9 protein-coding genes are annotated in these 13,133 nt (G+C 64.8%); 4 read left to right on the top strand and 5 right to left on the bottom strand.

Annotated features, from left to right (window positions below; translation table 11 throughout):
- The first annotated feature begins 125 nt into the window (after positions 1-125).
- On the top strand, positions 126-2,660 hold the full coding sequence (locus ABIE32_RS09660) for an IPTL-CTERM sorting domain-containing protein (protein WP_429015560.1): 2,535 nt from the start codon (positions 126-128) through the stop codon (positions 2,658-2,660).
- Between the two features lie 52 nt (positions 2,661-2,712).
- Positions 2,713-3,060 carry a hypothetical protein gene (locus tag ABIE32_RS09655; protein WP_429015558.1) on the top strand — a complete coding sequence of 116 codons (348 nt, stop codon included), beginning with the start codon at positions 2,713-2,715 and terminating at the stop codon, positions 3,058-3,060.
- 108 nt (positions 3,061-3,168) lie between these two features.
- Here ABIE32_RS09655 and ABIE32_RS09650 read toward each other — a convergent pair whose 3' ends face one another.
- Positions 3,169-4,557, bottom strand: coding sequence for a sulfatase family protein (locus ABIE32_RS09650; protein WP_429015556.1), 1,389 nt, complete (start codon positions 4,555-4,557; stop codon positions 3,169-3,171).
- A gap of 75 nt (positions 4,558-4,632) precedes the next feature.
- On the bottom strand, positions 4,633-5,616 hold the full coding sequence (locus tag ABIE32_RS09645; protein WP_429015555.1) for a Bug family tripartite tricarboxylate transporter substrate binding protein: 984 nt from the start codon (positions 5,614-5,616) through the stop codon (positions 4,633-4,635).
- A 288-nt stretch (positions 5,617-5,904) separates the two neighbouring features.
- Between ABIE32_RS09645 and ABIE32_RS09640 the strand changes: the two genes are divergently transcribed.
- Both ABIE32_RS09640 and ABIE32_RS09635 read left to right on the top strand, forming a co-directional pair.
- A complete protein-coding gene (locus ABIE32_RS09640) occupies positions 5,905-6,447 on the top strand; it encodes a MarR family winged helix-turn-helix transcriptional regulator (protein WP_429015553.1) in 543 nt (180 codons plus the stop codon).
- A 75-nt stretch (positions 6,448-6,522) separates the two neighbouring features.
- Positions 6,523-7,410, top strand: a complete 888-nt coding sequence (locus ABIE32_RS09635) for an ABC transporter substrate-binding protein (RefSeq protein WP_224150448.1) — start codon at positions 6,523-6,525, stop codon at positions 7,408-7,410.
- Between the two features lie 38 nt (positions 7,411-7,448).
- On the opposite strand, the gene ABIE32_RS09630 is transcribed toward ABIE32_RS09635, so the two are convergent.
- The 3 genes from ABIE32_RS09630 to cobN are packed head-to-tail and all read right to left on the bottom strand — an operon-like array spanning position 7,449 to position 13,131.
- Positions 7,449-8,123, bottom strand: coding sequence for a vWA domain-containing protein (locus ABIE32_RS09630; RefSeq protein ID WP_429015550.1), 675 nt, complete (start codon positions 8,121-8,123; stop codon positions 7,449-7,451).
- A complete protein-coding gene (locus ABIE32_RS09625; RefSeq protein WP_429015549.1) occupies positions 8,123-9,301 on the bottom strand; it encodes an ATP-binding protein in 1,179 nt (392 codons plus the stop codon). Before ABIE32_RS09625 ends, ABIE32_RS09630 begins: the two co-directional genes overlap by 1 nt.
- A complete protein-coding gene (gene cobN, locus ABIE32_RS09620; RefSeq protein WP_429015546.1) occupies positions 9,298-13,131 on the bottom strand; it encodes a cobaltochelatase subunit CobN in 3,834 nt (1,277 codons plus the stop codon). The genes ABIE32_RS09625 and cobN overlap by 4 nt, the downstream gene beginning before the upstream one ends.
- Between the last annotated feature and the right edge of the window lie 2 nt (positions 13,132-13,133).

The following is a 13,133-nucleotide window of genomic DNA, read 5'->3' as shown; positions in this document are numbered from 1 at the left end:
AAATACAACTACAAGGCCCGCTGCTGGTGTCCATCTGACTACATTGTGGTTCCTCAATAGGTCTCATTACGCCAATTTATTGCGCTCACTAGGCCTATCACAAAGATAAATTACCAGGAGACAACATGGCGGTAGCCTATCCTTTCTCGCGCCCGCGCCATCAGCGGGCCCCTCAGTGGCATTCCATCCAGCGCGCCGTTCTGGTGGTGCTGGCTCCTGCGTGGGCCGCATCCGCGTCTGCGCAGGTCTATACCAACTACGACGGCAGCTCCAACACCGATCTGGCCGCAGCCGCCCAGACCTGGGCCGACCACGGCGAGTTCAAGGGCGATTGGGGCCTGGGCGCCATGAACGCGCAATTTGCCTACGCGCGTGGCTTCTCGGGCAAGGATGTGAAGGTGGGCTCGGTCGACTCCGGCCTGCGGCTCAACCACGTCAAGTTTGTCAACCGCGACCCCGTCGCCATCACGGTCTCGGGCACGTATCTGAACAGCGGCTATCTGGTGCCCCCCACCCGCAAAGGTGCCTGGAATGCAGGCGACGCTTTCAACGTGAATGGCGCCATCAACTACGACTTCACCAAACCCTCAGCAGAGCGAGTCAACGACAACCACGGCAGCCATGTCTCGGGCACCATTGCTGCGGCCAAGACAGGTGATGCAACCAGCATGATGGGTGTGGCCTTCAACAGCAGGTACTACATCGCCAACACCAACGGGGCCGACGCCGCAATCTACGGCTCCAACATGGATTACAACTACTTCAAGGCTGCCTACGGCGACCTGATCGCACAAGGGGTACGTGTCACCAACAGCAGTTGGGGCAGCCCCGGCACCACCCGCGACACCTCGACGCTCACCAGTCTGGTGCGCAACTTTGGCAAGTATTTCCTGGCCACCCACGCCCGGCTGGAGCCCGATGCGAAGGACAAGACCTGGCTGGATGCGGTCGTCGACGTCACCCGCGGAACCGAGGCGCTGCAGGTGTTTGCGGCTGGCAATACACAGTACCCCAATGTCAATCTGCGCTCGGCGGTACCGTTCTTCAAGTCCGACATCGAAGCCAACTGGATCGCGGTGCCAGCGCTGACCAACACCGCTCCGCTGACGCTTGCCTCGTTTTCGCAGCATTGCGGTCTGGCCAAATACTGGTGTGTCTCGGCGCCAGGGCATCTCATCAAAAGTCTCAGCGCAACGGCCAACGATGCCACGCAAACCACCGCCTATGTCAGCTCCAGCGGAACCTCCATGGCCGCGCCTCATGTGACCGGCGCGTTGGGCGTGCTGATGGAGCGCTACCCCACCCTCTCCAACCAGGCGGTGCGTACCGTGCTGCTGACCACCTCGCGCCACCTGGGCGATGGCCCCGAAGATGTGCCCAATGCGCGCTTTGGCTGGGGTGTGCCGGATATGGACAAGGCCATGTCCGGCCCGAGCCAGTTGCTGGGCACCTTCGAGGCCCAGATTGCTGGCAGCGCCTCGGACGTATGGACCAACCCGATCACTGAGGCCGCTCTGAAGCAGCGCAGGGTGGACGACCAGCAGGAAATTGCCGAGTGGCCTACCAATCGCGACCTGCTGCAGAAAGAGAAATTCAATATTCCGGCCATCACGCCCGAAGTGTTGGCGGGCTATGAAAACGCACTGGTCAAGCTCAAGGCCATATTCGACCTGCCGGCAACGCCAGCCTCTGCCGCCGACAATCTGCGCAACGAGTTGCTGGCCGATGTGACCTACGGCAAACCGTTGCTGGCAGCACTGGAAGACCAGAACCTGTACCCCGACTGGCGTACCAATGCCACGTTCAAAACCACTTACGACAAATTTATCAACGGCCGGGATCTTGCCGCCATGGCAGCCTATATCCAGGCCTATGCTGGGTACAACAACACCAGTGTGGATGCAGGCCTCGCCGCGTGGCAGGCGCGTATCGACCAGTTGGCCGCCAAGACCGATGCAGACTACGTGGGCACGCTGGTCAAGACCGGCACGGGCAACCTGACGCTGGCCGCCAATGCGACCCATACCGGAGGCACCCGCATTGATGCGGGCAGCCTGCGCACCGGCGTGGAAACCGCACTGGCCACCAGCCAGATCACCATTGCGAGCGGTGCCACCCTCGACATCACCGCAAGCGGCAACGCGAGTGCGGCAGGTATCCGCAATGGCGGCACCGTCAACCTGGCAGACGGCATTGCCGGCCAGACCTTGACCGTGAACGGCCCTTGGGTGGGACAGCAAGGCACCGTCAAGCTGGATCTGGCGCCTGCAGCCGCCGCCAAAAGCGCCACGGCCACCACCAAGGCCGCCGTCGTGCCGGATACGATCGTGATCAATGGCGCGGTGAGCGGCCAGACCACGCTGAGCCTGTCCGGCCTGCCGAATATCGACCCAGCCACCCTCAACGGACTGCAGCTCATCAAGAGTACGCAGCCTGTGCCCGCCAACAGCTTTGTGCTGTCCGCACCGCTGGTGATCAACGGCCAGACCTATACCCTGCAGTCCAGCCAGGACGGCGGGCTGATGCTGGCCCTGGTCACCACGCCACCGGCCACCGCCACTGCCGTGCCTTCGCTGGGCACCTGGGCGTTGGGTATGCTGTCGGCATTGCTGGCAGGATGCGCTGCACTGGGCGCACGCCGCCGCCGGGCCCAAGGCTGAGAGGCGTCTTACCGCCCCATCCATTGAACATTGATTGATTCAGGAGACTTTGATGCACATTCGCACATCCCTGGCCCTGGCGGCAACGCTGCTGGCATCCACGGTGACCCATGCCGAAGGCTTTACCGCCTATTTCGTACAGCGTATCAACAACGGGCAGTTGTCCAAGCAGGTCACCTGTGAAGTGCTGTCCATGCCCAGCCCCACGGGGTTGCAGGGCGTCATCACCGCCAAGGCCCAGGCGGTTGATTTTGACGGCAAACCACTGTCTTCGGCGCTGCTGCTGGGCGACGGATTCCCCGTGGGCGCCGATTGGGATGCGGCCAAAGGCTGCAAAAACAATGGCGTCCCCCAACCCGTACCCGCGCCGCTGAGCAAAATACCGGCCACCACCAAGTAGCGCGAGTGCAGCGGCACCCGTGCCGCATTGCCACTGTGCATATAAAAAACTGCCAGCCCCCTTCTCAAGAGCGCTGGCAGTTCTGTTTTTGCAGCACCAGCCGCTGTTTCAACGCTGCGGCATATCGTCCTCGGTGTAGCACAGGCTCACGGTCGCGTCGTCGGGGATGGCTGGCATCGTCGCATTCCAGCTTTCCCATGCAAGCAGCATGCTGGCCAGGCGCTCGGGCATCACGGTCGCGAGGTTGGCGCGTTCGCGCTCATCCGCCTTCAGATTGAAGAGATAGTCAATGCCATCGACGCGCAGGTACTTCCAGTCGCCATGGCGCATGGCGCGCTGGCCGCGGTGGTTCATGCGCCAGAACAGTGGTCGGTCATTGCTCCACAACGGGTTTTCCAAAAGCGCCATCAAGGATTGGCCGTCCAGCGGAAAGTCGGCCTGGGGCTTGGCGCCACCGATGTGCAACATGGTTGCGCTCCAGTCCATGGTCATGCAGGTCTGGCGACTTTGGCTGCCCGGCGCAATCAGGCGCGGCCAATGCGCCACCCAGGGCACGCGGATGCCGCCCTCGGTCAGATCCATCTTGCCGCCAACGAGCGGCCAGTTGTCCGAAAAGCGTTCGCCACCGTTGTCGCTGGTAAAGACAATCAGCGTGTCCTCCAGCAGGCCCTGCGCCTGCAGGCCCGCCACGATGCGGCCGATGCCCTCGTCCATGTGGTGGATCATGCGGCGGTAGGTATCGACGCTGCCGCCGTGCAGGTGGTAGATGGCCTGCAGGTTCTCCACCAGTTCGCGCGAGAGCGCCTCGTCGTCGCGCGTCTCCCACGGCCAATGCGGCGCGGTGTAATGCACGCTCAGGAAGAAAGGCGTGTCTCCCCGAGCGCCTTCTGCCATGCGCTCGATGTAATCCAGCGAGTAGTCGGTGATCAGGTCGGTCAGGTAGCCTTGCTGTGCACGCTCGGCCTCGCCAAACCACAGGTCATGCTGGCCGTTGGCGCCGCAATGGGTGAAGTAATCCACACCGCCCGACATGGGACCGAAGAACTCCTCATACCCCGATTTGAGCGGGCTGAAGTGCGGCGGATAGCCCAGATGCCACTTGCCCATCAGCGCGGTGCGGTAGCCAGCCTCCTTCAACAAGGAAGGCAAGGTGGGCATGTGCGGCGGCAGGCCCAGGTCGGGGTTGCCGCGCGTGGCGGTGCGGATGGGCTCCTCCAGTGCACCGCGCAGCCGGTACTGGTAGCGCGCCGTCATCAACGCAAAGCGCGTGGGCGAGCACACGGGCGAGTTGGAGTAGCCCTGCGAGAGCAGTAGGCCACCTTCTGCCAGTGCATCGATGTGGGGAGATACGGCGCCAAAGCTGGCATCGCGCCCGCCATAACAGCCCAGATCGGCATAGCCCAGGTCATCGGCCACGATAAAGATGATGTTCGGTCTTTTCAACACAGTATTCAGATCAAATCTGCCCTCAGCGCGCACCTGGTGCGCGCCTGGCATTCAAAAACAATAGCAATCAGCACCCTGCTCCCAGAGACCGGCCTCCAGCGCCTGCGGTGTGACTCTCAACATCCATCAAGGCTTGTAGCCGGACGCCTGGATCACCGGCGCCCATTGCTTCCTGTAGGCGTCCAGGCGTTGCTGCGTCTGGGCCCTGTTGCTGACCACCGGATCCAGGTAGTTGGCAGCGAACTGTTTGTGTACCTCGGGGTCCTTCATTACCTTCTGGATCGCATCGGCGTAGCGCTGTACCTGCGCAGCCGGCATCGTCTTGGGGGCGAAAAAGGTGTTCCAGCCTGCAGCGGCCAGATTCACGCCCGCTTCCTTCAAGGTCGGCACCTGGGGCACGGCTGCATTGCGCGCGTCGCCGCTCACCGCCAGAATGCGCAGCTTGCCCGCGTTGTGCTGCTGCACCAGGGTGTCGAGCGTATCGACCGCCACCGGCACCTGCCCGCCCATCAGATCGGTCAGCAGCGGCGACGAGCCTTTGTACCCCACGGCTTCGGCCTGCACGCCCGCCTGCTGGCCCAGCATCAGCGCAAAAAAGTGGGGCAGGCTGCCTGTCGCGGGCACGCCGATGTTGGCCTTGGCCGGATTGGCCTTGAGCCACGCCAGCAGATGCTGCATCTCCTTGACCGGCACGGCACTCGACACCGCCACGCCAAACACATAGCTGTTCACCTCGCTCACCGGCACAAAATCCTTGTCGGCGTCGTAGCCCAGATCGCCCACCACCAAAGGCGCCACCACCATCACGGCGGGGTTCGCCAGCATCAGCATCGGCTGGCTGGCCGGGGCATTTTTGACGTACTGCGCCGCTACGCGGCCGCCAGCACCCACCTTGTTCTCTACGATCACGCTCGCGCCGATCTCGGCCTGCAGCTTGTCGCCCACGATGCGCGCCACGCGATCCGTCGCGCCGCCGGGTGGGTAGCCCACGATGATGCGCACCACCTCCTGCGCCTGGACAGGCGTGGCCCACAAGGCGGCCGTGGTGGCCAGAACAGGCGCTGCGGCCAGTGCCGCCGAGCGGCCAATAAATTGACGGCGTTGAACCATGGGGAACTCTCCTTGAATCGTTACAGCAATGCTGCTTGGAGCCACTACCACAACCCTTGATACGTCGTTACTTCGCCTTGTCGTACGTCTGTACTGCCTGCGGCTTCGCGCCTCGTCTCAACCGCAAATCTACGATTTGCTGGGTTGTGCTAGTAGCTCTTATGTTGCCGGTGCTTTGATGACTGGCGGAAATAAGCTTGTGTCACCCGCTGCGCCTCGGTCGTGTTACCTCAATATAAAAAGCACAGGCACAATTGTTCTAATCAACTGTTCACAGGATTTACCCGCATGCCGCGCCTGCCGCAGCCCGCCCCCGCCAGCACACCAGCGCTCGCCAACCCGCAGCAGCCGGGTGATCTGCTGATGTACCGTCTGCACAAGCTCTCCTCCGCTGCCGGGCGCCTGGTTACCCGCATGCTGGAGCGGCGCTATGGCATCACGCGGCGCGAATGGGGCGTGCTGATGTGGCTGGCTCGCGCGCCAGGTCTGTCGCCTTCTGAGCTGGCCGCACACCTGGAGCTGGACCGCGCACGCATCTCGCGCGCCATCGCATCCATGCAAGCCAAGGGCCTGCTCCACAAAGAGGCCTCCAGCGCCAATCGCCGCAGTGCCGCACTGCAGCTCACAACTGAAGGCCTGGCTCTGCACGACGAACTGCTGCCGCAGGTGCGCGCCGTCAACCTGCAACTGGCCTCAGTGCTCGATCCCCTGCAGCAAAACCAGCTGGAACGCAGCCTGGAGCTGCTGCAGGCGCAGGCCAGTGCACTGGAGCACGGCGACGCCGCTGGCAGCTGCGCCATCTATCCGCCGCGCCAGTCCGGTAAACGGTAGGGCTCACTATTAAAATATGAGCATCTGGCGCCTGCAGATTGCATACGGCCAAGGCATTCCCATCACGACAAGAAGATGAACGACTATCTCAAGGTACTGGCGCTGTCCTCAGCCATCTCCGTGCTCACGCCGGCTGTGCTCGCCAATGCTGGTAGTGCTGTTCATCTCGTCGATGCCAAGCAACGAACCATTGCCTTTGCGGCGCCTGCCCGCCGCATCGTCTCGCTGCAGCCATCATTCACCGAGGCCATCTGCGCGTTGGGGGGGTGCGACACACTGGTGGGTGTGGACCGCTTTTCCACCTGGCCCCAGCAGGTGGCCTTGCTGCCCCAGGTGGGCAGCCTGCGCGACCCGGATATCGAACGCATCGTGGCCTTGAAGCCCGATGTGGTGCTGGCGCGCCCGGGCCACAAGGTGGACGAACGCCTGGAGAGCCTGGGGATCAAGGTGTTGACACTGAACGCCCAGACCTACGAAGACATGGCGCGCGAGCTGGAAGTGCTGGCCACCTTGCTGGGCCGGCCCGGCGCAGGCACACGGCTGTGGCAGCAAATGCACGAGCGCATGGCCGTGCTGCGCAGCGAAATGCCCAGGCAGTGGCAGGGCAAGAAGGTGTACTTCGAACTGCACAGCGGCATGGCGGCTGCCGGCGAAGCCTCGTTCATTGGCCAGACCCTGCATGGCCTGGGACTCGTCAACATTGCCGGGCGCGATCTGCCCATGTACCCCAAGCTCGGCCCCGAATACGTGGTACGGGCCAACCCCGACGTGATCATCACCATGGCCGACATGCCGGTACCGCCCCCCAAGCGCCAGGGCTGGGGCAGCATTGCCGCCCTGCGCAACCAGCGCTATTGCCGCATCCCCAATGCGGAGTTCGATGCACTCGTGCGGCCCGGACCGCGCATTGACGAAGCAGCGCGGCGCATCGTGCAGTGCCTGCGGCAATTGCCACTGCCGTAGGCGCAAAGCGCAGTACCCAAGATGGCCGCTGCGCCCGTTCAAAAGGGTTGCAGCCGCACGGCACCGGGCCAGGCTTTTGCCAGGCGCTCCGCTCCACCGAAACCGCGCTGGCCTGTGCGGGCAGCGGGCTCGCAATCCACCAGAACGTGCAAAGGCGCAGGCGCCCCCTCCTGCACCAAGGACAGCACATCGGCGCTGCGAAAATCGCTCAGCACCCAAAGATGCGGGCGCGCCTCGGGCCGCTTGGCCAGAAGCTTCCAGGCTGCATGAAGGGCCGGCGCCAAGGGCGTTCCGCCGCCACCGAGCAGTGGCTCGATCAACTCGGCGTTCCACTGCGGCGCCCGGCGCGGCAACAGCTTCCACTGAAGCTGCCCTGCGCCAAAGCACAACAGCGCCACCGGCAAGCGCTGCAGATAGGCCCAGCGCAGCCATTGCAGCAGCAGTCCCTTGGCTTTTGCGAAAGCGCCGCTCTCCAGCATGGAGGCCGAACAGTCCAGCGCAAACACATGGAGCGCCTGGGGCTCGCCCAGGCTCCGGCGCCAGCGCAGATGCTCACCTGCCAGTGGCTGGCCCAGGCGCGCGCGCAATGTTGCGGGCCAATCCAGCACGGCCCCCGCTTCGCGTTGCGCCATGGGCTGCACATGGCCTGCGAGCGCAGCACTGGCCATGGCTGCAAAAGCCTGCCCCCGGCCGGGGCGGTATGCCGATGGCATCAGCGCGGCAGGCCGGGGGCGCGGGCTTTTTTTGCGGCCAGTGCCTCCATGGCAGCCTGCGCCAACGCATCGGCCTGCAGCGCAGCAACCGGCGCACTGGCCATAGGCTGGGGCGCCCCCCAATCGGGTGGTGGCTGCTCCAGATTCCGCGCCGAGGGACCACTCTGCCCTGGGTTTGCGGATTGCTCCGATAGTGCCGATGGTGCAGACGCCGCTGGAGATGGGTCGGGCAATGATTCGGGCGACGGCACGGGCGATTGCTCAGCCGCTGGCGCAGAAGCGGACGATGGAGACGGGGCCTGCCGTTGCGCGGCATCACCTGCCGTCTGGTTGGCCCGATGCAACAGCACCAGAGGCGCCACTTGTACCACATGGCGGCTTTCGATGGTTTTGCAGCCCTCCCAGGCAGCCAGCGCGCGTGCCGCACGCAGCATCACCAGATCGGCGCGCAGCCCGTCCACGCAGGCGGCGATACACTGGCGCGCCACTTCCTCATGCACCGCATCGCTCCATGGCAGCTCGGCGGCTTCGGCGCAGCGCGCGCGGGCCTGCCTCAGGCGTTCGGCCATGTGTGTCTGCTGGGTGGCGTGTGTCGCCAAAAAATCAACAGGATCGAGGTCAAATCGCAGCCGCGCCTTGACGATGGCGCTGCGCAGCGCCGGGTCCTGCGCATTGGCAAGCTGCACGCACAGGCCCAGACGGTCCAGCAATTGCGGGCGCAGCATGCCCTCTTCGGGGTTCATGGTGCCGATCAGCACGAAGCGTGCCGCGTGATCATGCGAGATACCATCGCGCTCTACACGGTTCACGCCCGAAGCTGCAACATCCAGCAGCACATCGACGATGGCGTCGGGCAGCAGATTGATCTCATCGACATAGAGAACGCCACCATGCGCCCTGGCCAGCAAGCCGGGGGCAAAGGCCACCTCATTGCCCGACAGCGCCTTGGACAGGTCGAGGCTGCCCACCACATGCTCGATGGACGCCCCCAGCGGCAGCGTAACAAAGGGCGCGGGCGCCAACAGATCGGCCAGCGCGCGCGCGGCCGTCGATTTGGCCGTGCCGCGCGGCCCCTGGATCAGCACACCGCCCAGCGCAGGCTCGATGGCCGCGAGCAGCAAGGCCTGCACCAGTTGCGGCTGGCCCTGGATCGCAGACAAAGGGAATGTCGGTGTCATTGCCGTACCCGTCCTTCCATGAATTCCTCCTGCGCCAGCATGTGTTCCAGCAGCACATCGTGCAGCGTGCCGGGTTGCGCCCACATTCCGCGGTCAATGGCTTCGAGCAAACGGCCCACGATATCGCTCAGCGCCTGAGGATTGTGGTCGCGCAGAAATTGCCGCACGCACGCATTCTGCACATAGGCTTCGGTGACCAACGCATAGTGCGCGTCTGACACCAGCTGCGTGGTGGCGTCGAAGCCAAACAGATAGTCCACCGTCGCCGCCATCTCGAATGCCCCCTTGTAGCCGTGGCGCATGGCGCCCGCGATCCACTTGGGGTTGGTGACACGGGCGCGCACCACGCGGCCGATCTCTTCGGCCAGCGAGCGAACCCTGGCCGATTGTGGGTTTCCGTGGTCGCCGTGGTAGACGGCTGGCTCGCCACCGCCCAGGTGGCGCACGGCGGCGACCATGCCGCCCTGGTGTTGGTAGTACTCGCTGGAATCCAGCAGATCGTGCTCACGGCTGTCCTGGTTCTGCAGCACCACATCCAGGCCCTGCATGCGGCGCTCCAGCGCCTGGCGTGCCGAAACCCCATCGGCCTGCTGTCCGTAGGCAAATGCGCCCCAGTGCAGGTAGTGGCGTGCAAAATCGCCCGCATCGCTCCACTGGCCCGAGCGCAGCAGCTCGTGCATGCTGGCACCATAGCTGCCCGCAGGGGCACCGAATACGCGCCACAAGGCCTGCTCGCGGGCCTGGACTTCGTCCATGCCCTGCGCCACCCATGTGGCGGCATCGCGCAGCACGCGGGCGCGAATGGGGTTGTCCTCGGCATCCTCGTCCTGCGCTGCCACAGCGCGCACGGCAGCATCGAACATCTGCACGACGCCCGGAAACGCGTCGCGAAAAAAGCCACTGATGCGCAGCGTCACATCCACGCGCGGACGGCGCAGGCCTACACGCGGAATGACCTCGAAATCCACCACACGCTGGCTGCCCGGCGCCCATTTGGGACGCACGCCCATCAGTGCAAAAGCCTGGGCGATATCGTCGCCACCCGTGCGCATGGTCGCCGTACCCCAGACCGAAATCCCAATCGCTGCGGGGTACTCGCCATGCTCCTGCAGGTAGCGCGCGATCAGCCGCTCGCTGGCCTGCTGGCCCAGCGCCCAGGCAGTCTGCGTGGGGATGGCGCGCGTATCCACCGTGTAGAAATTGCGCCCCGTGGGCAAGGTATCGCAACGCCCCCGCGAGGGTGAGCCGCTGGGCCCCGGTGGCACAAAGCGCCCCCGCAACGCACGTGAGAACTGGCGCAGTTCTTCATGACCGCAGGCATCGAGTGCTGGCGCGATCTGCTCGTGGATGCGCGCCAGCACCTGTTGCGTCTGCGACCAGCCATGGGCTGCCGCTGGTTCCTGCAGCACGCGCAGCGCCAGCAGCTCCAGGCGCTCGCGCGTGTCGCCGCCATGGCGCCAGGGGCTCGCATCCAGATCGGCCAGCACCTGCGGGCGCGGCCCATTCCATGCGGCAGCGGCATCCATGTCGAGCGGATTCCAGTCGCAACCCGGCAGCAGGTCGGCAGCCAGGGCATGGAGCAACCCTTGCTCTCCCGGCGCCGGATAGCGCGCGAGCGCCAGCAAAGTGCTGTCGCGCAATGCGCCCTCAGGCGAGCTGCCGAAGATGTGCAGACCGTCGCGAATCTGGGTTTCCTTGAGCTCGCACAGGTAAGCGTCGATGCGCTCCAGCAGTTGCTCGTCCTGCTCACCCGGCCCGGCTTGCACTCCCAACTCGCGCAGCAGATCCTGGCTGCGGGCGGCCTCCAGAATCTGGCGGCGCAGCATGGTAGCGCGGCGCTGGTCCACCAGGAGTGCGTCGTAGTATTCGTCCACCAGCCGCTCCAGCTCCTGCATGGGCCCGTGGCTTTCGGCGCGCGTGAGCGGCGGCATCAGGTGATCGATGATGACGGCCTGGCTGCGGCGCTTGGCCTGCGCGCCTTCGCCAGGGTCGTTGACGATGAAGGGATAGACATGGGGCAGCGGCCCCAGAATGGCATCAGGCCAGCACTGCTGCGACAGCGCCAGACTCTTGCCCGGCAGCCATTCAAGATTGCCATGCTTGCCCACATGCACCACGGCATCGACCGCAAACGCATCGCGCAGCCAGAAGTAGAAGGCCAGATAATGGTGCGGCGGGACCAGTTCGGCGTCGTGGTACTGGGCGTAATCGTTGCCGCCATCGAGCGAGCGCGCAGGCTGGATGCCGACGAACACATGGCCCAACTGCACTCCGGCCACCATGAACCAGCCATCGCGCAACATAGGGTCCTGCTCGGGCGCCCCCCACCGCAGGGTGATGGCATCGGCCATACCCTCCGGCAGTTGCGCCAGACGCTGGCGGTAGGCCTGCAGCGAGTAGCCCTGGTGTGCACGGCGCAGTGGCCACCTGGCAGGGTCATTGGCAATGCCTTGCTGCAGGCGCTCCATCAAAGCCAGACCGTCTGCGGGCCGGTCGGCAGGATCGCCGAGATTCCAGCCATCGCGCGCCAGTTGCGCCAGCAGCGCGATCACCGATGCGGGCGTATCCAAGCCCACGCCACTGCCCATCCGCGCTTCGCTGCCGGGGTAGTTGGCCAGCACCAGTGCGACACGCTTGTCGGCAGCGGGCTTGCTGCGCAGCACGCACCAGCGCCGCGCCAGCTCGGCAACCCACTGCACCCGGTCAGGCTCTGCCTGATAGGCCACCACATCGGTCTGCGTCAGCTCGCAGCGGTGGGCCAGCCCCTTGAAGCTCATGGCGCGCGTCATGATGCGGCCATCCATCTCGGGCAACACCACCTGCATGGCGATGTCGCGCGGGCGCAGGCCCTGGTGGTCAGCCAGCCAGTCGTCGCGGTTGGCGCCGCTGGCAATCACCTGCAGCACCGGAATGTCACCCGCGAGGGCATCTGCCTCTGTACCCGCACGCGCATGCTCGCCCAGAGCTGCAAAGGCGGTGGTGTTGAGGATGAGCTGCACATCGTGGGCCGCGCACAGCGCGCGCAGGGTTTGCAGGCACAACGCGTCCTTCAGCGATTCCAGGGCCAGCGGCAGCGGGTTCAGCCCCTGGGCCAACAACGCCTCTGCCATCGCATCGAAGGCATCCGTATTGGCGGCCAGCAGGTGCGAACGGTAGAACACCAGCATGACCACCGGCGCGCCCTGCGTCCATCGTGCCTGCAGATCATCCAGGCCAGCGATGTGGCCCGGCCCGGCGTGGCCCTGCTCAGAATTCACCCACGCGGTGGGTACATGCACCGCCACGGGGGGAAGCACACGCACCGGCACGGCGTCCATATCACTGCCCAATCCCCAGGCCGCTCCCATGCGCAGAAACTCACGTGCATTGGCAAGGCCCCCCGCGCGCAGGTACTGCCACAGCGCGCGGCTTTGCGCGGGTGCCAGCGTGCCCTTGGCCAATAGCTCGGCATCTTCCTGGCTGTCTCCCGAGAACATGACCAGTTGCTGCCCACGCTGCAGTGCAAGCTTGCGCAGTTGCTCGATGCCATAGGGCCATGCCGATTCTGCGCCCAGGTGATCGACGATCACCAGCCTGGCATGCTGCAGTACCTCATCGATGTACAGATCCAGCGATGCGCTCTGGCGCAGGTGCAGCAGGTTCGCCAGGCGCAAGGTGGGAACGGCCCCGGGCGCTTCAGACTGCCGCCACAGCCGGTATGCATCGGCCAGCAGAGACAGTGTGGTGTCGGCCGAGCTGAGCACCACCATCTCGGCGGGCGTCTGGTCCAGCCGGGTGATGATGCTGTCGTCTTCTACAAAGCCACCCGGGCGGGTGCTGAGCAAGTGCATGG

The organism is Comamonas sp. 4034 (assembly GCF_050434545.1).
Taxonomy (GTDB): Bacteria; Pseudomonadota; Gammaproteobacteria; order Burkholderiales; family Burkholderiaceae_C; genus Comamonas; species Comamonas odontotermitis.
This window is presented reverse-complemented; position numbering and strand designations above follow the sequence as displayed.

What these genes read in the sequence shown, in the direction of transcription:
- ABIE32_RS09660 (WP_429015560.1), top strand. Translation starts at nt 126, where the DNA reads ATGGCGGTAGCCTATCCTTTCTCGCGCCCGCGCCATCAGCGGGCCCCT.
- ABIE32_RS09655 (WP_429015558.1), top strand. Translation starts at nt 2,713, where the DNA reads ATGCACATTCGCACATCCCTGGCCCTGGCGGCAACGCTGCTGGCATCC.
- ABIE32_RS09650 (WP_429015556.1), bottom strand. Translation starts at nt 4,557, where the DNA reads ATGCCAGGCGCGCACCAGGTGCGCGCTGAGGGCAGATTTGATCTGAAT.
- ABIE32_RS09645 (WP_429015555.1), bottom strand. Translation starts at nt 5,616, where the DNA reads ATGGTTCAACGCCGTCAATTTATTGGCCGCTCGGCGGCACTGGCCGCA.
- ABIE32_RS09640 (WP_429015553.1), top strand. Translation starts at nt 5,905, where the DNA reads ATGCCGCGCCTGCCGCAGCCCGCCCCCGCCAGCACACCAGCGCTCGCC.
- ABIE32_RS09635 (WP_224150448.1), top strand. Translation starts at nt 6,523, where the DNA reads ATGAACGACTATCTCAAGGTACTGGCGCTGTCCTCAGCCATCTCCGTG.
- ABIE32_RS09630 (WP_429015550.1), bottom strand. Translation starts at nt 8,123, where the DNA reads ATGCCATCGGCATACCGCCCCGGCCGGGGGCAGGCTTTTGCAGCCATG.
- ABIE32_RS09625 (WP_429015549.1), bottom strand. Translation starts at nt 9,301, where the DNA reads ATGACACCGACATTCCCTTTGTCTGCGATCCAGGGCCAGCCGCAACTG.
- cobN (WP_429015546.1), bottom strand. Translation starts at nt 13,131, where the DNA reads ATGCACTTGCTCAGCACCCGCCCGGGTGGCTTTGTAGAAGACGACAGC.